General features: G+C 47.3%; 18 protein-coding genes. 14 read left to right on the top strand and 4 right to left on the bottom strand.

Annotation, left to right across the window (positions count from 1 at the left end):
- Nucleotides 1–16 precede the first annotated feature (16 nt).
- The 10 genes from ACAN56_RS34615 (at nt 17) to ACAN56_RS34570 (ending at nt 10,656) form a co-directional block, all read left to right on the top strand.
- Nucleotides 17–709, top strand: a complete 693-nt coding sequence (locus ACAN56_RS34615; protein WP_379148552.1) for a redox-sensing transcriptional repressor Rex — start codon at nt 17–19, stop codon at nt 707–709.
- Entirely contained in the window at nt 696–1,997 is a 1,302-nt protein-coding gene (locus ACAN56_RS34610) for an amidohydrolase (RefSeq protein WP_379148534.1), read from the top strand. The genes ACAN56_RS34615 and ACAN56_RS34610 overlap by 14 nt, the downstream gene beginning before the upstream one ends.
- A gap of 61 nt (nt 1,998–2,058) precedes the next feature.
- Nucleotides 2,059–2,577, top strand: a complete 519-nt coding sequence (locus tag ACAN56_RS34605; RefSeq protein ID WP_379148532.1) for a cell wall elongation regulator TseB-like domain-containing protein — start codon at nt 2,059–2,061, stop codon at nt 2,575–2,577.
- 252 nt (nt 2,578–2,829) lie between these two features.
- On the top strand, nt 2,830–3,900 hold the full coding sequence (locus ACAN56_RS34600) for a hypothetical protein (protein ID WP_379148529.1): 1,071 nt from the start codon (nt 2,830–2,832) through the stop codon (nt 3,898–3,900).
- Between the two features lie 405 nt (nt 3,901–4,305).
- The gene (locus tag ACAN56_RS34595; protein ID WP_038594401.1) at nt 4,306–4,848 is read left to right on the top strand and encodes a hypothetical protein; all 543 of its coding nucleotides are present in this window, start codon (nt 4,306–4,308) and stop codon (nt 4,846–4,848) included.
- Complete coding sequence (locus ACAN56_RS34590) at nt 4,841–6,343, top strand: AAA family ATPase (RefSeq protein ID WP_038594398.1); 1,503 nt, start codon at nt 4,841–4,843, stop codon at nt 6,341–6,343. Before ACAN56_RS34595 ends, ACAN56_RS34590 begins: the two co-directional genes overlap by 8 nt.
- Nucleotides 6,344–6,475: 132 nt before the next feature.
- On the top strand, nt 6,476–7,348 hold the full coding sequence (locus tag ACAN56_RS34585; protein WP_379148524.1) for a 3-hydroxyacyl-CoA dehydrogenase family protein: 873 nt from the start codon (nt 6,476–6,478) through the stop codon (nt 7,346–7,348).
- Nucleotides 7,345–8,553, top strand: a complete 1,209-nt coding sequence (locus ACAN56_RS34580) for an acetate/propionate family kinase (RefSeq protein WP_038594392.1) — start codon at nt 7,345–7,347, stop codon at nt 8,551–8,553. The genes ACAN56_RS34585 and ACAN56_RS34580 overlap by 4 nt, the downstream gene beginning before the upstream one ends.
- A 21-nt stretch (nt 8,554–8,574) precedes the next feature.
- Nucleotides 8,575–9,870 (top strand): asparagine--tRNA ligase, encoded by a 1,296-nt coding sequence (asnS, locus tag ACAN56_RS34575; RefSeq protein ID WP_038594390.1) that lies wholly within the window; start codon nt 8,575–8,577, stop codon nt 9,868–9,870.
- 21 nt (nt 9,871–9,891) lie between these two features.
- Nucleotides 9,892–10,656, top strand: coding sequence for a DnaD domain-containing protein (locus ACAN56_RS34570; RefSeq protein ID WP_038594388.1), 765 nt, complete (start codon nt 9,892–9,894; stop codon nt 10,654–10,656).
- A gap of 174 nt (nt 10,657–10,830) precedes the next feature.
- Here the strand turns inward: ACAN56_RS34570 and proC are convergent, their stop codons facing one another.
- The 3 genes from proC to proB form a co-directional block, all read right to left on the bottom strand.
- Nucleotides 10,831–11,697 carry a pyrroline-5-carboxylate reductase gene (proC, locus tag ACAN56_RS34565; RefSeq protein WP_379148519.1) on the bottom strand — a complete coding sequence of 289 codons (867 nt, stop codon included), beginning with the start codon at nt 11,695–11,697 and terminating at the stop codon, nt 10,831–10,833.
- A gap of 28 nt (nt 11,698–11,725) precedes the next feature.
- On the bottom strand, nt 11,726–12,973 hold the full coding sequence (locus tag ACAN56_RS34560; protein ID WP_379148516.1) for a glutamate-5-semialdehyde dehydrogenase: 1,248 nt from the start codon (nt 12,971–12,973) through the stop codon (nt 11,726–11,728).
- 106 nt (nt 12,974–13,079) lie between these two features.
- Entirely contained in the window at nt 13,080–14,183 is a 1,104-nt protein-coding gene (gene proB / locus ACAN56_RS34555) for a glutamate 5-kinase (RefSeq protein WP_379148513.1), read from the bottom strand.
- A gap of 382 nt (nt 14,184–14,565) precedes the next feature.
- On the opposite strand from proB, the gene ACAN56_RS34550 reads away from it, so the two are divergent.
- The gene (locus ACAN56_RS34550; RefSeq protein WP_379148510.1) at nt 14,566–14,724 is read left to right on the top strand and encodes a hypothetical protein; all 159 of its coding nucleotides are present in this window, start codon (nt 14,566–14,568) and stop codon (nt 14,722–14,724) included.
- A 138-nt stretch (nt 14,725–14,862) separates the two neighbouring features.
- Here the strand turns inward: ACAN56_RS34550 and ACAN56_RS34545 are convergent, their stop codons facing one another.
- Nucleotides 14,863–15,774: a LysR family transcriptional regulator gene (locus ACAN56_RS34545; protein ID WP_038594377.1), complete on the bottom strand. Its 912-nt coding sequence runs from the start codon at nt 15,772–15,774 to the stop codon at nt 14,863–14,865.
- Between the two features lie 1,094 nt (nt 15,775–16,868).
- Here ACAN56_RS34545 and ACAN56_RS34540 point away from each other — a divergent pair.
- The 3 genes from ACAN56_RS34540 to fabG all read left to right on the top strand — a co-directional run bounded on the left by ACAN56_RS34540 (nt 16,869) and on the right by fabG (nt 19,613).
- On the top strand, nt 16,869–17,381 hold the full coding sequence (locus ACAN56_RS34540; protein WP_038594372.1) for a DUF3189 family protein: 513 nt from the start codon (nt 16,869–16,871) through the stop codon (nt 17,379–17,381).
- Between the two features lie 377 nt (nt 17,382–17,758).
- Nucleotides 17,759–18,253 (top strand): hypothetical protein, encoded by a 495-nt coding sequence (locus ACAN56_RS34535; RefSeq protein WP_038594369.1) that lies wholly within the window; start codon nt 17,759–17,761, stop codon nt 18,251–18,253.
- A gap of 607 nt (nt 18,254–18,860) precedes the next feature.
- The gene (fabG, locus tag ACAN56_RS34530; protein ID WP_038594364.1) at nt 18,861–19,613 is read left to right on the top strand and encodes a 3-oxoacyl-[acyl-carrier-protein] reductase; all 753 of its coding nucleotides are present in this window, start codon (nt 18,861–18,863) and stop codon (nt 19,611–19,613) included.
- Nucleotides 19,614–20,069 lie beyond the last annotated feature (456 nt).

Below are 20,069 nucleotides of genomic sequence, written 5' to 3'. Positions count from 1 at the left end.
ACGTGGTTGTCATACGATATCGCGTCAGTGCAATTCTAAATTAGGAGGAGAAAACATGAAATCGGATAAAATATCGGAGGCCGTCGTACGCAGACTCCCAGTGTACCTGCGTTTCCTGAACGATCTCCAAAAGCGTGAAATCTCAACCGTTTCTTCTCAGGAACTCGGGCAGAAGCTGGACCTTAATCCGGCACAGATTCGTAAGGATCTGGCCTATTTTGGTGATTTCGGCAGAAAAGGCATTGGATATGACGTGTCTTATCTCATCGAAAAGATCCGTCATATTCTGAAGCTGGATCAACAAATCAACGTGGCCCTGGTGGGTGCCGGTAACCTCGGTCATGCCTTGTCCAATTACAATGCTTATCTGAAGGATACCATGAAAATCACCGCTGTATTTGATTCTTATGCTCCCAAGATTGGACAAAAGATCAACTCTCTTACGGTTCAGCCGATGGAGGAGCTGGGTCAGACCATCCGTGATCAGGGAATCCGGATCGGGATCATCACTGTACCGGACAGCGAAGCACAGAATGTGGCTGATATTCTGGTAGAATCGGGCATCGAGGCGATCCTGAATTTTGCACCGGTCATTCTGAAGACACCTGCAACCATCCGTATTCATGCTGCCGACTTTACGACTGACCTGCAAAGTCTGGCGTATTATTTACATGATGGAAAGGAAGGAATTACAGATGAGCAGCAATAAGATGATAATTGCAAACGGACGTTTTCTGGTTCCCGGAAGCGAGAAGCCGGTCCTGAGCGGTTATATGACTATAGAAAATGATTTGATCACATACATAGGGGAAGAGAAGCCCGTTATTGAAGAAGGCACAGTGACGCTCGACGGCAGCCGGCTGCTGTTCATGCCGGGTCTGGTCAATACCCATGGCCATGCTGCGATGTCGCTGCTGCGCGGCTATGGGGATGATATGGTTCTTCAAGCCTGGCTGCAGGAGAAAATGTGGCCGATGGAGGAGAAGTTTACCGGAGATGATGTCTACTGGGGCACTTCCTTATCCGTTCTGGAGATGCTGAAAGGCGGCACAACCACCTTTTTGGATATGTATGATCATATGGACCGGGTGGCCGAGGTGGTCGAACACTCCGGCATCCGTGCGGTGCTGATGCGCGGTGTTATTGGTCTATGTCCTGAAGAAGTGCAGAATCAGAAGCTTGCGGAAGCTGTTGCTTTCGCCCGCAACTGGCACGGCAAGGCTGACGGCAGAATTACAACCATGATTTCACCGCATGCCCCGTATACTTGTCCTCCGGACTTTTTCATGCGGTTTGTGCAGGCGGCACATGACCTGGACCTGCCGATGCATACGCATATGTCGGAAACGCTGCGTGAAGTGGAGCAGAATGCCGCTGATTACGGCCTGCGTCCTGTAGCGCACCTGGAGAAGCTGGGGATGTTCACCCGCCCGTCCTTAATCGCCCATGGTGTCCACCTGAACGATGAGGAGATCGAAATCCTCGCCCGCCACAAGGTGGGTGTGTCCCATAACCCGGGAAGTAACCTGAAGCTTGCCAGCGGGGTTGCACGGGTGCCTGAGCTGCTGAGAGCCGGAGTCAAAGTTTCGCTCGGTACGGACGGGGCGGCAAGCAACAATAATCTCGATATGTTCGAGGAAATGCGGCTTGCAGCATTGATCCATAAGGGAGTCAGCGGTGATCCTACCGCAGTTCCGGCACCGGAAGCGCTGCTGATGGCCACGCAATACGGGGCGGAATCAATCTTCCTGAACCAGGTGGGCCGCCTTGCAGCGGGGATGAAGGCTGATTTTATTGCAATTGATATTGACCAGCCTCATCTACTGCCGCATAGCGACTTGCTCTCCCACGCCGTGTATTCGGCCAGCGCCAAGGATGTCGAGCATGTCTGGGTGAACGGCAAGCAGGTTGTGAAGCATGGTCAGTGCCTGACACTGGACGAGGAAGAAATCCGCCGCAAGGCGCAAGAAACTTTTGAAGGGCTGCTGAAGCGTTAATTCGACTGCCGCCGCAGTTGGCTTTATGACGTTTCATATATTAAGGAAAGGAAGCTGCATTTTGAGGAAAAGGAAAAAATGGCTTCTGCTGGGGATCGCTCTGTTTCTGCTCATTTTGTTCGGTCTAAGCCAATTTTATGCCTATATCATGAAGGACCAATGGAATGAACGCAGCGCGGCCAAAGAAGTTGCCAAGACCCGGGCGGGACTTACTGAGATATCCAAGGCGCAGAAATCGGTATGGGACGAAAATTCGGTGTACTGGGTGCTGACGGGGAAAAATAAAGCCGGTACGGATCTGATGGTGTGGGTACGGTTCACCGTGGACGGCAAGCCGGCCGGCGGTGATAACGGAGTCTATGCGGAAGAGCTGGCCAAAGGAACCTCGGAGAAGCAAATCCGCTCCATTATAGACTCCCAGTTGCCCGGCATCGATATTAAACGGCTGCTTCCGGGTGTATACAATGGAGAATACGCCTGGCAGCTTTTTTACAAGCAGGAAGGACGTTATTATTACAAGTTCTTTCGTTTTGCGGATGGTACAGCAATCGGTGATGGATATACTTTGCCGAGCAAGTAGAGGCAGGCTTGCAATAACAAATAAAAAGCGGACAAAGCGGACAGCGCTTGTCCGCTTTTTTTGCATAATATTGCTAATAAGTTAAACTAAAGCACAGCCTAGAGGCAAAAGCAGCGGAGGGGAATTTTGGAACTATAGGGGCGATAGGCGGTTTTTTTACTCTGACATTTTATGAAATTTATATTATCATTGGAATGAAACAGTGATTCTGAGGATTAATTACATATTCCTTGAACAGGTGGAGAGATACGTTTGAAAACGATGATGAGGCTTTACCAGGAGGGCAGAACGGACTACCATTCTACCTTTTTTGATTTGATAAACGGGGATATGGAAACCAAACAGACGAAAGGGCTTGCCTACCTTTTTTCAAGGAATCCCAAGTTGATCCGGTTGCTGCTAAAAGAGTTAAACAGCCGGAACAATGTAGACACACCGGCTTTCAAAGAAGATTATGATTTTGTTCAGGTGGACGCAGAAATGCTTGCGGCAGGAGTACATAAAATAAGGCGCGATATTACCTTGTCCTTGTTCCAGGGAAACCGCAAAAAACTGGTTATTGTGATCGAAGCAAAGAGCGCAGGGCTGTATGCAAAAGCTCAGGAAGTGAGCGGCCAGCTTGCCGCCTATTTGGATCCGAACAATTTTCCCCATGATGCGGATCTGCCTGTCTATGGCGTCACCTTAACCAAATACAAGCTGATTCATGATACAGGCTGTCAATTCTTAAGTCTGCAATGGACGGATATCGTCGAACTGATCAATGAAATGATTATAAGCGAAAAGAAATCGGGCGAGGATACCATCATAGCCAAACAATATATTGATTTTATTCATGGGGTGGCGAAGGGCATGAAGTATTATGAAGTAGAGGTATTATCCGTTGCGGCTGGTAAAACGCATGAGTTGACGAATAAACATTGTATTCACGCCTGTCCGAATAGTGCCAAAGGTTATATTTACAAAACGCCATTATTTATCACTTTTCGTTCCGGCGGGGGCGGAGAAATGCATTGCCTGTACAAAATTGATGATATCGTAGTTCTTGATCCATTCACACCATCGCTGGATGCGGTTCTTGAGGGGATTCAGCATGAGCTGGCTGCCAGAATCAAGAATTACATAACGGAGAGAATTCAGGGGGGCTATGGATTTAATCATCCAGGCGAAATGTACCGTTTCTATGATCTTAGCCGGACTGACCTTATTCTGCTGCAGCATCGACCCAAACCGGAGAAGAACGCCATGGGTGCAAGATATTACACACTGGCTGAACTCCTGAAAGGCGAGAAAATTGTAAAAAATGTAACAAGCAGTAGATAATAATTAGTTGATGATGGGGGAAGGGCATGGATTCTTTAACGTTAACGGTGTATGTGGTTTCTCTATTATTGATGATAGGGAGTACATAACGAAGTATATACAAATAGCAATATCGGTGTCAGGAGAAATTAATACATCAGTAGAATAGAAAAGGGCCTGAATGGATTAATCATTCAGGTCTTTTTTGCCGATAAAGGAGCAAGAATAGAAGGGAATACCCAGAAATTAGTATCAAAAATTTTAAATATATTCACACTTTCGTGCGAAATCGTATATACACCTGTGATATACTTCTACTTGTATTAAGACATGCTTAAGAGCATGTCAGTCTCGGATGGGCGCTAGACACGCTATTTATTGCAAATCATATATTTAGGTTTGGTCAACTTGAGAGGAGGACGTTTCTTGAAACTGCGTCTTGTGCCTGTACTGCTAACGTCTCTGTTGTCTGCTGCACTGCTCTTTGGCAGCTTTTATGCTTATCGTCAATTTGCGGTCCATGAGCCGCTTGATAAGATAGTATCGGCTTATGAAGGTGTTAATCATTCACATATTACTATTAACCGCAATGAGGTAACCTTGAAACTGGATTTGAAACCTGGCACGAAATTGCGCGAGCTGGTGCAATACGTGAACACTGAAGGCAAGTCAGCCATTAATGGCCGGGCGCTTAAGCTGGACGTTGATCAGCACTCCAGTAAATTGCTGGACGAATATTGGGATAAAGCGATGTTCTCAGTAGCAGAAGCAATGGAAAGCAAAAAGTATACACTAATACCTGCTAAACTAGATGGATTGAAAGAGCAATTCCAGGAATACAAGAATGTGACAGCAACAACTGAAATTGATGACAACAACGTCTATGTTAGCCTGAGCAACGGTGAAGAGAGCAAGTTCATCATCTTACCGCGTGCAGCGGCAACGATGGGAGTGTGGAACAATGCCTAAGTGGTGGAAAGAGATTGTAGCCGGATTTGTTCCGGTCCTGCTGATATTTATGGCTTTTGTGGGCATTAACATTATTCCTGTAATCATAGCAGCCGGTATGGTTTGTGCACTCCTGGTGATCGCCCATTTGCGCGGCGGGTTGACAGTGAATGCGGGCGGGGACAAGAAACGTAAGAAGAATGGCCCTTCCAAACTTACCTTTGAAGAAATCGGCGGCCAGGATAACGCGAAGCAGGAGTTGCGGGAAGCGCTTGATTTCCTGATCCGGCATGAAGAAATCAGCAAATTCGGGATTCGTCCGCTTAAAGGGATCTTGCTTACAGGCCCTCCGGGAACCGGTAAGACGCTGATGGCCAAGGCTGCGGCTCATTATACCAATTCCGTGTTCGTTGCCGCTTCAGGCAGTGAATTCGTGGAAATGTACGTCGGTGTCGGTGCCGGACGTGTCCGTGACTTGTTCAAGGATGCCCGTACCCGTGCAGTGAAAGAGAATAAGCAAAGCGCCATTATCTTTATTGATGAAATTGATGTTATCGGCGGCAAACGCGAAGGCGGCCAGCAGCGTGAATACGATCAGACGCTTAACCAGCTGCTGACCGAGATGGACGGGATCTATAACAATGATACACCGCGGATTCTGCTTGTTGCGGCAACAAACCGCAAGGAGATGCTGGATTCAGCGCTGCTGCGTCCCGGCCGCTTTGACCGTCATATCCAGGTGGATATGCCTGACAAGAAGGGCCGCAAATCAATCCTCGATCTGCATGCCAAGAATAAGCCGCTGCATGCTGAGGTGAATTTAGACAAGATCGCCGAGGAAGCCTACGGTTTCTCCGGTGCACAGCTGGAGAGCGTCATGAACGAAGCGGCGATTTATATGATGCGCGAGAATCTGACCGAAGTCGAGCAGCGCCATCTGGCGATGGCGATCGATAAGGTGATGATGGGCGAGAAGACTGACCGTGAAACCAATCATGAAGAGAAACAGCGGGTGGCCATCCATGAGCTTGGACATGCTATTATGGCGGAGCTGCTGCGTCCGGGCAGCGTCAGCCAAGTTACCTTGACTCCGCGTGGACAAGCACTTGGTTATGTACGTCACAACCCGCAAACCGAGCAGTATTTGTATACCAAGGATTATCTGGAGAATCAGATTATGATCGCGCTTGGCGGAGCAGCTTCCGAGGAGATGTATTATGGGGGCCGCAGCACAGGTTCACGCGGCGATTTCGATCAGGCACTGAATATTGTCGAGACCATGATGAAGTCGGGACTCACGTCACTTGGGATCGCCAACCTGGAAATGGTAACTACAGAAGAGCTGATGAAGGAAAATAGCAAGATTCTGGATGAGCTCATGGTTCGTACCCGTGACCTGCTCCAGAAGCAAAGAAATGTATTTGATTACTCTCTTGACATTTTAATGAAGGAAGAAGTCCTCTCCGGAGAGCAATTTCGTTGTCAATTTCGTGACAGTGTCCTTTTACCGGCATAATTCTTTATGCCGGTTATTTTTTTTTACTTTTCAGACATGCTAAGATATTATTATATGTCGGGCTACATATTTTTTACGACAGACAAGGTACAATACAAAAGTATAGATACCTGAAAGGATGGAGACTTTTTTATGAATTTTAAAAAAATAGGTGTCATCGGCGGTGGCACAATGGGACAAGGGATTGCTGAAATGCTGGCAGCCAAGGGTCTTGATGTAATGCTGGTGGAGAAAAACACAGAAAGACTGGAATACTCCTACGAAATGATCGAGACAAGTCTTGAAAAGCAATTGGAGAAATGGGCGATTACCCAAGCAGAAAAGAAACTGATTCTTAGCCGCATCCAAAAAGTGACACATTTCGCCGAGCTTAGCTCGTGTGATATGGTCATCGAAACAATTACGGAAGATCTGGAAGCTAAGCAAAAAGTATTTAATCAGCTCGACCAAGTGTGTCCGAGCCACATTATTCTTGCCAGCAACACGTCAACGCTCAGCTTGACGGAGCTTGCCAGCTCTACAATGTACCCGGAACGCGTAATCGGCATGCATTTCATACATCCGGTAGGTAAGGTGGATCTTGTGGAGATTGTACGTGGACTGAAGACATCTGACAGTACCTTTGAAGATACCAAAGCTTTTGTTGACGAAGTCGTTGAGAAAAAAGGCGTAATGATTTATGAATCCCCAGGATTTGTTACTTCGCGCCTCATTTGCTTGTTCATTAACGAAGCTATGCATGTTCTGCAGGAAGGTGTCGCTTCCCCAGAGGATATTGACGACGCAATGCGCATCGGTTATCAGTTCCAGTATGGACCGCTTGAAATGGCTGACCGTTTCGGTCTGGATTCGATTCTTGCCGCACTGGATAACATGTTCCGTGAGTATGGGGAACTGAAATACCGTCCATCGACTATTCTTAAGAAGATGGTGCGTGCGGGACAACTGGGCATGAAATCGGGCGAAGGCTTCTTCAAGTATGACAAGGATGGTGACCGTGTATGAACGTATTAGTAATTAACTCAGGAAGTTCTTCTTTGAAATATCAGCTGTATAATATGACAGATGAATCTGTATTGGCCAAAGGGCTGGTAGAACGCATCGGGATGGATTCTTCCATTCTGAACCATAAGCCAACAGGCAAACCGGAAGTCACTGAAGTCAGTGAAATTCTGGAACACAATACCGCCATCCGCAAGGTTCTGGCTTGCCTGACAGACAGCGAGCATGGCGTAATCAGTTCGATCGAAGAAATTAATGCCGTAGGCCACCGTGTAGTTCACGGGGGAGAATTCTTCAAGGAATCCTCATTGGTTGATGGCGATGCCAAGTCGAAGATCCGTCAATTGTTCGACCTTGCTCCACTGCACAACCCGGCTGCTGTGATGGGGATTACGGCTACAGAAAAGAATATGCCCGGCGTTCCGCAGGTTGTTGTGTTTGATACAGCCTTCCACCAAACGATGCCTGAGAAGGCTTATATGTACGCTATCCCAAGAGTGCTTTACAACAAATACAAAGTCCGCCGCTACGGGGCACACGGCACCTCGCATGATTTTGTCAGCAAAGCTGCAGCGGAATATCTTGACCGTCCGCTCGAGGATCTGAAGATTATTACTTGTCACATCGGTAATGGTGCCAGTGTTACTGCGGTTAAAGGCGGAGTCTCTATTGATACTTCCATGGGGATGACACCACTGGAAGGTCTGATGATGGGAACACGCAGCGGTGATCTTGACCCGGCAATCGTTCCTTATGTGATGAACAAGGAGGAGCTGTCCGTAGGCGAAGTGAATTCCATGCTCAACAAACATAGTGGATTGCTGGCTATTTCTGGCATAAGCAGTGACATGCGTGATATTATTGATGGTGCAGAAAAAGGCGAGCCTAACTCTACGCTTGCTTTTGAAATGTATGAATACCGTCTGCGCAAATACATCGGTTCTTACGCAGCAGCCATGAACGGTGTGGATGTTATCGTGTTCACTGCCGGCGTGGGTGAGAATGCATCCCTGTTGCGCGAAAAAGTGCTGAATCAGCTTACGTTCCTCGGAATCGAACTGGATACAGAAGCAAATAAGGTTCGTTCCGGTGATCCGCGCCGCATCTCTACAGTTGATTCCAAGGTGCAGGTGCTTATAGTACCGACGAACGAAGAGCTTGTTATTGCACGCGATACCTATCGTATTGTGCAAGGGGTTAACGGCTAAACTAGAGGAGAGATCGTAGGCATGGCAAACAAGAGTGTAATTAAACGCGTTAATGAACATGTCGGAGAGAGTGTTGTTATCGGCTGTTGGGTAAACAACAAGCGCTCCAGCGGCAAAATTCAATTCCTGCAGCTCCGGGATGGTACAGGCTATATCCAGGGTGTTGTAGTAAAATCCGAAGTGCCTGAGCAGGTCTGGGATGATGCCAAAAGCCTTACCCAGGAAAGTTCCTTGTATGTGACCGGCATTATCCGCGAAGAGCCGCGCGCTCAATCGGGATATGAGATGACCGTAACGGGCATCGAGGTTCTGCATCTTACAGAGAACTACCCGATCACACCGAAGGAGCATGGCATCGATTTCCTGATGGATCATCGTCATCTCTGGCTCCGCTCCGCGAAGCAGCGGGCCGTACTGGTGATCCGTGCAGAGATTATCCGCGCTATTCAGCAGTTCTTTAATCAGAACGGGTTCACTAAGGTGGATCCGCCGATCCTGACACCGACATCGGCTGAGGGCACCACCAACCTGTTCCACACGAAATATTTTGATGAGGATGCCTATTTGACGCAGAGTGGCCAGCTTTACATGGAAGCTGCAGCAATGGCGCTGGGCCGCGTGTATTCCTTCGGTCCTACCTTCCGTGCTGAGAAATCAAAGACCCGCCGCCACTTGATCGAGTTCTGGATGATCGAGCCGGAGATGGCTTTCACGGATCACGAAGAAAGTCTGAAAGTTCAGGAAGAATTCATCAGCTTTATCGTACAATCGGTACTGACCAACTGTCGTGCTGAGCTGGAAGCGGTAGGCCGCGATGTCTCCAAGCTGGAGAATATCAAAGCGCCGTTCCCGCGTATTACTTATGATGATGCGATTAAGTTCCTGAACGATAATGGTCATGAAATTGCCTGGGGCGACGATTTTGGTGCGCCGCATGAAACTGCAATTGCTGAAGCCAATGACAAACCTGTCTTTATTACGCATTATCCGGCTTCGTTCAAGGCTTTCTACATGAAGCCGCATCCTGAGCGTCCTGAAGTTGTACTCTGTGCGGATATGATTGCTCCGGAAGGTTACGGGGAGATTATCGGCGGATCGCAGCGGATCGACGATCCGGCATTGCTGGAGGAACGTTTCAAAGAACATAATCTTTCGATGGATAGCTATAAATGGTACATGGATCTGCGCACCTACGGTTCAGTGCCGCACTCCGGCTTCGGTCTTGGACTCGAACGCACAGTGGCGTGGATTTGTGGTCTAGATCATGTGCGAGAAACGATACCGTTCCCTCGTACGCTGTACCGTCTCTACCCGTAAGGGCATAAAGGGGGCTGGTGCATGGACGGCAAAGGATGGAGTACATGGGGCGAAGGAATGGCTGCTGGTCTTCAGAACGGAATGGCCATCATTCCTTATGCACTCTTGAAGCATTACCGGAAGCTGAATCTCAGCGGCAGTGAGGCGATGCTGCTGATTCACCTTCTGTCGTTCCGGCAGGTAGAGGGGATCGACTTTCCTTCGCTGGAGGAACTGCAGGCTGTAACAGGCCGAAGTATCGCTGTCATAGCGGGAGAACTGCAGAAGCTCATGAAGGAAGGGTTTATCAGCATCGACGAAGATAATGATGAGCTGAGAGATATCCATTATGAGCGCTACAACTTCTCTGGAATGTATACAAAGCTTGGTGCTTATCTGGCTGAAGCTGCGAAAGAGGCTTCAGAGGATAAGAACGCTGGCACGGCTCCTTCACGGGAGGCAGCCCGCTTTACTACCGGTTTTCCCGTTCTGGACGGGGGATACGGCAGAACGGCTGTCGCTGTACCCGGCAAGGCCGCTGAGGAGAGCCGCAGTCTGTTCAGTATCTTCGAGAAGGAATTCGGCCGTCCACTCTCTCCGATGGAATGTGAAACAATCTCCGGCTGGGTGGATCAGGACCGGTACCCGGAAGAGCTGATTCTGCTTGCCTTAAAGGAATCGGTATTCGCCGGGAAGGTTCATTTCCGCTATATTGACCGCATTTTGCTGGAATGGGCCCGCAACCGTGTGAAAAACGCCGAGGATGTTAAGAACTATACACAGAAGTTCCGCAGTGGTGGAAGATAGCGGCACAAACGGAAGAACCCTGTTGCTGGGAATAAAGCAGCAGGGTTCTTTTTTGTTGTTTGCAACAATCGAAGCGAGGATGAGGTTCGAAAAGCTGAATAATAAGAAGCCCGCGCCATTCCGTGAGGAAGTGGCTGCGGCTTCTGTGCGATCCTGAGTTGCACAGGCTGGAGTTTAGGACAGTTCCTTCTCCAGCGCAACACCCATCTCGCGTGAGCGTTCTGCACAGCGGTTAACTGCGGCTATGACCGATTCGAAGAAATCGGCCTTTTCGAGCACCTCAATGGCTGCTTGCGTTGAGCCGTTTGGGGAAGTGACCTTCTTGCGCAGTGCTGCCGGTTCCTCACCTGTCTGCTGCACCATGCGCGCAGCGCCGAGGACAGTCTGCACGGTCAGCTCAGTGCTTTGCTGCGGTGGAAGTCCGCCGCGGATGCCGGCAGCGATCATCGCTTCCATCATGTAATAGATATAAGCCGGACCGCTGCCGGAAATTCCGGTTAAGGTCTCCATTCGTTCTTCCTCAATCACAGCCGTAATACCAACGGATTCAAAGATGTTGAGCGCCGTACGGCGTCCTTCTTCATTAACTTCTTTGGAATACACAATTCCCGTCGCTCCAAGGCCAATGGAACTGGAAGTGTTGGGCATCGTACGCACAACAGGCTGAGGGGTGCCTAACAGGCCATGAATCGTGCGGACGGTCAAACCGGCAATTACGGAGATCACCAGCTGATCCGGTGAGAGCACAGGTCCTAATACGCGCAGCGCTTCGGCAGCGTCCTTGGGCTTCATCGCCAGGACAATAACTGGAGCCGTCCGCAAATGTTCCATTTTTTGTTCCGGATCATTGCAGCCAAGCACGCCATAACGGCTGCGCAGCTCAGCCAAACGCTCGTTGCTGCTGCGGTTCAGCATAACGATATTGTTGGAATCAATGACATTGCGGGCAATCATGCCGCGTACAATTGCTTCTGACATTGAGCCTGCGCCATAAAAAACAATTTTATAATTGATTAGTGGAATTGCGGGTTGCTGACACATAGCTAAAAAGTCCCCCTTGTTCTTTGTACTAACTCCGGATTTGGCCGGAGCCATATATTTTATATTTGCATGAAGTGAGCGCGGGCAGGCCCATCGGGCCGCGGGCGTGCAGCTTCTGGGTGCTAATTCCGATTTCGGCGCCGAATCCAAATTCAAAGCCGTCTGTGAAACGGGTCGAAGCATTATGGTATACAGCTGCTGCATCCACTTCCTGCAGGAAACGGGCTGCATGTTCAGTATCTTCGGTTACAATACACTCGGAATGTTTGGTACTGAACTCGGCAATATGCCGCAGCGCTTCATCCAGTCCGCTGACTATCCGGACGTTAAGAATATAATCATTGTATTCTGTCGCATAATCCTCCGCAGTAACCGGCAGTGCCCAAGGTACAAGGGCAACCGTTTCCGCACAACCGCGTAATTCTACAGAAGCTGTGCGGAAGGATTCTGCAAGGGAAGGTAAATATTGTACGGCATAGTCGCGATGAACGAGCAGCGTCTCCATGGAATTGCATACGGACGGGCGCTGGGCTTTGGCGTTCAGGCTGATTTGCTCTGCCATATCAGAACGGGCGCTTACGTCGAGATAAGTATGGCATATACCCGCACCTGTTTCAATTACCGGAACAGTAGCGTTGAGCACAACATTCTGGATCAAGGAACTTCCGCCGCGCGGGATAATGACATCCAGCAGCCCGTTAAGTTTGAGCATCTCATCGACGGAGGAACGGTTTGGGTCCTCAATCAGCTGCAGTGCACCAGGCGGCACCGCGGTTTGTGCCAACGCGGCATGCAGCACTTCAACAATTTTGCGGTTCGAGGACAGGGCGGAAGAGCCGCCCCGCAAAACTACGGCATTGCCTGTCTTAAGGCAGAGACCGGCCGCATCTACGGTAACATTGGGACGGGCTTCGTATATAATCCCGATCACGCCGAGAGGTACGCGGATTTTCTCAATGGAGAGACCGTTCGGACGGTTGATGGTTTCCAGCGTGTCGCCGATAGGATCGGGCAGAACGGAGATTTGCTGCAGACCTTCTGCGATGCTGTTGATCCGTCCGACATCAAGGGCCAGCCGGTCAAGCATCGACTCTGGAGTGCCGGCCAGCCGGCCGCGTTCCAGATCTTCGCCGTTAGCGGCAATTATGGCTTGAGCTTCGCGGCGCAGGGCCTCCGCCATTACAAGCAGCGCTTCATTTTTTTGACCGGTAGTCAGGCTTGCCAGTACACCGGTAGTTTCTTTGGCCAATGTGGCTTTATTCACGACTTCACTCATATCCGTTCCTCCTAAAGTTTTATTAGCCAATCGTTCAGAAACTTCTTTTATTAAGTCTGAATCAACATATTGTTGACTTACTTAGGGTCAATCATCAACCCGGACGTTACCGTAAAGTAATCCATTCATCACGGTGGATGACCTCAAGCCTGTGCACTTCGCCCAGCTTCGGCACAATCTCACGGCTGGGAAGCCCCTGGATGCTGCGGAGCTGGGCGTCATCATAATTCACAATGCCCCGTCCCAGCAGCTTGGCGTCTGGACCGAGTACTTCTACAACGTCGCCGGAGTGGAAGCTTCCTTCGATCCGCTTGACCCCTACGGGAAGCAGACTGTGGCCCCCGTGAAGCAGTGCTTCAACGGCTCCGTCGTCGACATAGAGTGAACCGAGCGGCGTGGACATGAAGCCGAGCCACTGTTTTTTGACGGGCAGAGAAGAGAGCGTGGTGGCAAAATACGTACCTTTGCCGTCGCCTGTTGCTGCCAGCTCCAGATCGCCGGGTTCGGTGGCTCTGCCGATAAATACCGGCACTCCGCCGCGGGTTGCAATCTTGGCGGCATCAATTTTCGAGCGCATGCCGCCTGTCCCTACACTTGAACCTGCACCGCCGGCGATAGCATAAATCTCCGGCGTAATTTCCTCCACTTGCCGGTAACGAACGGCATCAGGATGCTTGCGCGGGTCTCCACTGTATAATCCGTCCATATCCGTGAGGACGAGCAGACGCGTTGCCTTCAGCAGGTTGGCAACTAGAGCGGAGAGAGTGTCGTTGTCGCCGAATTTCAGCTCGTCGACAGACACGGTGTCGTTCTCATTAAATACCGGTACGGCACCCTGGCGGAGCAGCTCTTCCACCGTCATTAAGGCGTTGTTCATCGCCCGCCTGCTGCAGAAATCGGTGCGGGTCAGCAGGATCTGTGCAGTTGGTATTCCATGCTGCGCGAAGGCTTCCTGGTACGCCTGCATCAGCAGGACCTGTCCTACCGCCGCCGCTGCCTGCTTCTCATGCAGAAGCTTCGGACGGGACGGGTAGCCGATGCCGCGGAATCCGGCCGCTACAGCGCCGGAGGTTACTAGCAGGACCTCGCAGCCAGCCTGCCGGAGTGCGGCAATCTCGGCAGCGAAGAAGGCCACGGCGGAGCGGTTTAACCCGCCCTCCGGACCGGTAAGTGAGCTGCTGCCGATTTTGACTACGATTCGTGTCGTCATTGTTCTTCACTTCCTTCACAAAATAATATAGATAGCCCGGAAAACGACAAAAAGCCCCCATCCTAAGACTTAGCAAAGGACGAAAGCATTGATTACTTCCGCGGTACCACCTTCATTGATGAGGGTTCATCCGACTTCATTCTCATAACGGGAGTTTCCGTCCTGCAGGGGCAGGCCGCTCGGGGGTAGGATTCAGAAATGACAACCGCGGTAAATTCTCTCAGCCTGCCGGAATTTACTCTCTGCTCGCGGATAGAGACATTTTCTTACTGGTCCCGTCTGCACGTTTCACTATTTGACATTTAGAATACCACGGCAAAGTGCGGTTTGCAAAGGGAGAACGAACTAATATTTTTCGGGAATAGCTGGAGTTCCAAATATTATGTTTATCCTCCGCGAGAATTTTCAGAATAAGGCCATTCGGGAATTTGTAGAGGAAAAAGCCGGTGATTCCAGAACAAAGGGACCGGTCGATGAGAGTACAGCCCGTATGACGGATGATCAGAACCGTTTGATAACCCAGCATAATTTGCGCAAATAGCGGGTGGCTCGTATTGAGCTGACTTGAAGATAGGATCTTATTCATACTTAAATACAAAAAATGCCCTTTCGTTTCCTTTGCCGGAGCCGAAAGGGCATATTTTAATTACAGGCGACACAATAATCATTTTGTTCTGTACTACTCATCCGTGAGACCGGCAACGGTTGCTTTGAAAGTGCCGATGAAGGCTTCTGCGGCTTTGGACAAATAGCGGCCCCTGCGGTACGCGATCACCAGGGTGCGGCTTGGCACAGGTTCGGCCAGCGGCAGATAGACGGGCACAAATTCGCTGCGCGGGGCACGGGCGATAAAGTGTGGCACGAGTGTAACGCCCATTCCGGTAGCTACGAGGGATTGAACCGTCTCCATATTGTTGCTTTCAAACACAATGCGCGGCTCAAATCCGGCTTCGCGGCATAGCTCCACCGTCATTTTGCGGAACCCCTGGCCTTCTTTAAGCACGATGAACGGCTCATCCTTTAATTCTTCGAGAGAGGTGCGTGTACCCTTTGTGCTTCGGGAAGCCAAAGGATGCTCCGGCGGCACGGCCAGATCAATCCGTTCTTCACCAAGCACCTCGTAAGCAAGAGTGGGGATTTCCAGCGGGAGCGAAAGCAGGCTGAGATCAGTCTGGCCGCTTGCAGTCAGTTTCTCAAGATTCATTGAAGAATCCTCAAGCAGTGTAATTTCCACATCGGCATATTTCCGCTTGAACACTGGGAGTACATGGGGCAGCAAATGTGCTCCGGTGATCGGCATGCTGCCTACCACCACGCTTCCCGTACGAAGCTGGGAAATATCAGACATTTCCTGGCGCAGCAGCTCTACGGCGTCGATAATCGCTCCTGCCTGTTCCACAAACTTGTGCCCGGCATGGGTAAGCTCTACCGAGCTAGTATTGCGCTGAAACAGCATGACCCCAAGCTCTTTCTCCAGCTTGGACAACTGCTGGCTGAGCGAGGGCTGGGCGATATGCAGTTTATCCGCAGCACGGGAGAAGTTCCGTTCCGCCGCGATTTGCAGTGCATACTGTAATTGTCTTAGTTCCATTAGTAAGCTCCTTGAATGAACATGATTGCTTATAAGTATAACCTATAGTAAGTCTGCTTAATATAGGTTGGGTACCTGGCCAGAAGAAGGTGTATTCTACAATACTCTGCGAAAGTACATGATGTGCTATTTACTTGTCCGGTCAAATCATTAGCTTATAGGCCTAACCTATCAGGATCATAGAATTAACTGAGTATGTAGCTAACGTCATGCTGCGTGACGAAAGAGATATACAAACTGAGCTGGAGAAAAGCAAGAATACCGTTGAGAACCTATTTAGCGGTGGACGGATACGAACAGCGGCTTTTGAGGAATTCGCTCGGCAAGCCGTCCACGACATCAACAACTCGAAAACGGAGCTAATCTATCCACCTGAAGGTGGGATAGTAGCACAAGAAAAAACAAATCCTTTAGAGCAGGTTTGATTTACCTCTAAAGGCATAGGGATTTCAACCGATGCATGGAATACAGTCCGTGCTGCACTTACAGCGCGTGGATTGGTTGCAGAGACTGTTTATGGTCAGTTTGGTTCCTTTGTTTCGATGTTAATCGGAAGCGGCAATGACGTTACCCAAATAAACACTCATGGTATAGCTGCAGGGCATACAGAATTCGACGAAGCTCCATTTCGTGTGGATATGCAGTCTCTATCCAGGGCGACAACTTGAGATCTTGCAGAAGGTTGATCATGCAGTCGGTGAAATGTTGGCCGCGATACAACCTAAAGAAGAACCGGAACCAAAAGAAAAGTTGAAAGAATCAACTTAGTGAGAAGCAAACCTGCACAGCGCCGATTTAAGGCGTTTTTATTTTGCCCTCAGAGATCATACGATGATAGGTTTATGACTAAAATGAATTGTAATGAAGGTGAAACCCTATCAACTAATTGCAATGTCACACACAGTTAGAAGGAATGAATTTTACAAATGAAAAAAATTGAATATGAAGAGTATAACAATGTCTATTTAATTAAATAGGGTATAATGAAGGGAAGTAGGACCATACTGTGTAATTAGGGTTTAAAATTAATTAAACGAATTACATCATAAAAAAATGGATATAATCATAATAGAAAAAATATGAAGGATGATATTATGATTTATATCTATAATGATTATGGTGGGACACATACAACAGCTTTGGCAGCAGCTTATCATTTAAAACAAATTACTCAGTCTGAGAGAAAATTAACTACTGAGGAAATATTGAATGTTAAATTTTTCAATAAGTTGACGAAAAATGATTTTGGTAAGATTATTTTTCACGGAATTGATGAAAATGGAGACTCCGTTTATACAATCGGTAGGAAGTCATCAAAACTTGTAGTCCCAGCATTAAGAGACTTAAGCTTATTACTTGAAAGTAAACATCATTTTAAAGAAAAAATAATATTCTCTAATACTTCACCCACGGTGCCTATCCCGATGTCAATCGGAGGGTTCTTCTCAAGAGGATTAAAAATTGATTTTATTGGTGTTCCTTTATTAGTAATGGGTGCTAAGCAATGTTGTGATAATATTTTTCGATTGGTTGAAAATACGAAACAAATAGGGAAGTCCTCCAATGAGGAACAAGTTATTATTTTAGCAAATGAAAGCTATAAGTAATAATTTTCCAANAATATTTTTCGATTGGTTGAAAATACGAAACAAATAGGGAAGTCCTCCAATGAGGAACAAGTTATTATTTTAGCAAATGAAAGCTATAAGTAATAATTTTCCAAAATTCATAAGGACCATACTGCGCAGCAAAGGCACGTCTCAATAGGCGTGTCTTTTATTTTGCCCTCGGACGCTCTCCGGGGGTTTTACGTTGAGGAAGGGAGCAGGGGGAATGCTCAATCATATCAAAAATATCGTTACCACTGTTTATACGGCGGCCATAGGATTCCTGAATTATCCTAAAATGTGTTCGTGAATATTTATTTATTTTGGCGAAACAATAAAATGAAATTAAGATAAGAAAAAAAGGAGCAATGAACCCAATGTCTTATATTCAAAAAGCTTTAAGTACTACTGGTGAATTGCATAGTGCTGTATGCATAATTGAAAAATCGTTAATAACAAAAGAATTCGTATTTGGAGATGTAAACTGGGTATCAAATGATGGTACCCTGTTAGCTGTCTTTGAGGATACAAATGTTACAATTAAAAGGATTGTTAGTGACGATGATAATATTCCCGTAAATACTCAGGTTACTATAAGCTATAAAGTAACTACAAAGGGGTGGAGATCGGGAATCTATAGAGGGGAAGAAAGACCACCTAGAATTAATGTATTGATATACACCGGCCCATTAGATAATGGGACTAAAAAATGTACTGGGGGACAAATAGAAACGTGGATTGCGCCGGAAACAGATATAAGTTGTGATTCGGAGAGAAGTCCATTTTCTGCAAAGAATCTTTTCACATATGATTTTTATGATGATGCAGTATGTATAGAACTCGACGGGTCTTCAACGTTGTATCAATGTTAACAACTACATGGTATTGCAAGAAGTGAATTCCTTCATTGCATGGTACGAAAATAAGCAAGCCGGTTCAGGAACAGCATCTTATGCCATTGATAAGCACAACAATAACAAGGGCCCGTTTACAAGCCGCAAAGATTATGTGATCTTCGATAAGATTCTTACGTTCAGTGTAGATGAATATTCTGCTGAATAGTATTTACACATTGTTTCTAGTAACGACAAAAGAGTTGTAACGGAGGTATCGTGCCCTGCCTGTATTGGTGGGGTATTTTCTTTGCGTTAGGGATAATTTTCCTTATCGTCACATACATAATGTTCCAGATGAGTTATATTTACATTTAGTTTGTATTTAAAATATTGAGGTGTAGGCAAAGCAGAATTAATAAGTTGCTTAAGTATTATAAAGAGAACGTAAGTGTTGATGTATTAGTGGATTCTCATATAAAGAATGTGAGTGCTATCGTTAACTTTGCTTTTTGGAGTTTATTTGTAGGCATAATCATATCAGTTATTACTGGTTTATATTTTAGCGGCCACTATAGGATTGGTTCTCATTTTAAATAACATTAATCAACTGGTTCATAACTGAATAAATAGGAGGAGATTAATTATGGCTGATTTAGGTTTAAAGGATAAAGTAGCGATAATAACGGGGGGAACACGTGGACTCGGTCGTGCAATGGCACAAAGATTGGCAGAAGAGAAGGCGAAAGTCGTTATAACGGGTACAAATGAAGAGTTAGCAAAACAGACTGCAAATGAAATAGCAAAGACTTATAGTATTGAGACTTTAGGATTAAAGCATGATGTATCTAGTGAGGAATCAACAAAAGAGGTAGTTAAAGCCGTGATAAAGACATTTAATAAAATAGATATTTTAGTTAATAATGCGGGTGTAATACGTGATGCTGGATTGTTAATGATGAAAAAGGAGGATTGGGATTTAGTATTGGGAATAAACCTGACAGGAGCATTTAACTGTATCAAACATGTTTCAAAACGTATGTTAAAGAACAAGTCGGGTAGAATCGTAAATATCGCTAGTGTAGTGGGACTTATGGGGAATGCTGGACAGGCAAACTATTCTGCTTCAAAAGCTGGTATGATAGCTCTTACAAAAACTGCTGCGAAAGAATTGGCTGAGAGGGGTATAACTGTAAATGCTATTGCCCCAGGATATATTTCTACTGATATGACTCATACACTTTCTGATGAAGTATCTAAAGAAATGTTGTCGAGGATTCCAGTCAAATCATATGGAACTCCTGATGATGTGGCTGACTGTGTCTTGTTTCTGGTTTCCGATAGGTCTAGATATATTACCGGTCAGGTTATAAATGTTGATGGTGGGATGTTGATGTAAGATTATTTTTTACGGATTGTATTTAAACTGGACAGTGAAAACTTCTACAGCTCTAAGAAGCCCGGCGAACGACCTAAAGCCATGTCTGCCGCAAGGAGGGCAAAGACCAGGCTGAAGAACGAAAGAAGTGAAGGAGCGTTTCATAGCAACGGCCACTCAGGGAGAGATCCCGAATAACAGAAGTCAAACTCAGATGGTCGGAGCATAGCATAAAGCCGATGATGAAAACTACAAACTCGAACGTAGCCTGTCTGGAAAAGCAGGAACGTAAGGGAAGTAACAGTTCATTTTATGTTTTGAGCATAGGTATGGTACATCGCTCGGAAATGAGGTACACATTTGTTCGTAACCCATTCAGTGGTCCTTCCTTTTAGTGTGAGAACTTAAGGATAACAGACCATCGCCGATTGGGTTATTTTTCTATGTTACGATTTTTCGACAAGAACTTTTGAATCT

Source organism: Paenibacillus paludis (assembly GCF_042610515.1).
GTDB lineage: Bacteria > Bacillota > Bacilli > Paenibacillales > Paenibacillaceae > Paenibacillus_AQ.
The sequence above is the reverse complement of the archived record's forward strand: the minus strand, read 5'-3'. Positions and strand labels throughout refer to the sequence as shown.

What these genes read in the sequence shown, in the direction of transcription:
- ACAN56_RS34610 (WP_379148534.1), top strand. Translation starts at nt 696, where the DNA reads ATGAGCAGCAATAAGATGATAATTGCAAACGGACGTTTTCTGGTTCCC.
- ACAN56_RS34590 (WP_038594398.1), top strand. Translation starts at nt 4,841, where the DNA reads ATGCCTAAGTGGTGGAAAGAGATTGTAGCCGGATTTGTTCCGGTCCTG.
- ACAN56_RS34585 (WP_379148524.1), top strand. Translation starts at nt 6,476, where the DNA reads ATGAATTTTAAAAAAATAGGTGTCATCGGCGGTGGCACAATGGGACAA.
- ACAN56_RS34580 (WP_038594392.1), top strand. Translation starts at nt 7,345, where the DNA reads ATGAACGTATTAGTAATTAACTCAGGAAGTTCTTCTTTGAAATATCAG.
- asnS (WP_038594390.1), top strand. Translation starts at nt 8,575, where the DNA reads ATGGCAAACAAGAGTGTAATTAAACGCGTTAATGAACATGTCGGAGAG.
- ACAN56_RS34570 (WP_038594388.1), top strand. Translation starts at nt 9,892, where the DNA reads ATGGACGGCAAAGGATGGAGTACATGGGGCGAAGGAATGGCTGCTGGT.
- proC (WP_379148519.1), bottom strand. Translation starts at nt 11,697, where the DNA reads ATGTGTCAGCAACCCGCAATTCCACTAATCAATTATAAAATTGTTTTT.
- ACAN56_RS34560 (WP_379148516.1), bottom strand. Translation starts at nt 12,973, where the DNA reads ATGAGTGAAGTCGTGAATAAAGCCACATTGGCCAAAGAAACTACCGGT.
- proB (WP_379148513.1), bottom strand. Translation starts at nt 14,183, where the DNA reads ATGACGACACGAATCGTAGTCAAAATCGGCAGCAGCTCACTTACCGGT.
- ACAN56_RS34550 (WP_379148510.1), top strand. Translation starts at nt 14,566, where the DNA reads ATGTTTATCCTCCGCGAGAATTTTCAGAATAAGGCCATTCGGGAATTT.
- ACAN56_RS34545 (WP_038594377.1), bottom strand. Translation starts at nt 15,774, where the DNA reads ATGGAACTAAGACAATTACAGTATGCACTGCAAATCGCGGCGGAACGG.
- ACAN56_RS34540 (WP_038594372.1), top strand. Translation starts at nt 16,869, where the DNA reads ATGATTTATATCTATAATGATTATGGTGGGACACATACAACAGCTTTG.
- ACAN56_RS34535 (WP_038594369.1), top strand. Translation starts at nt 17,759, where the DNA reads ATGTCTTATATTCAAAAAGCTTTAAGTACTACTGGTGAATTGCATAGT.
- fabG (WP_038594364.1), top strand. Translation starts at nt 18,861, where the DNA reads ATGGCTGATTTAGGTTTAAAGGATAAAGTAGCGATAATAACGGGGGGA.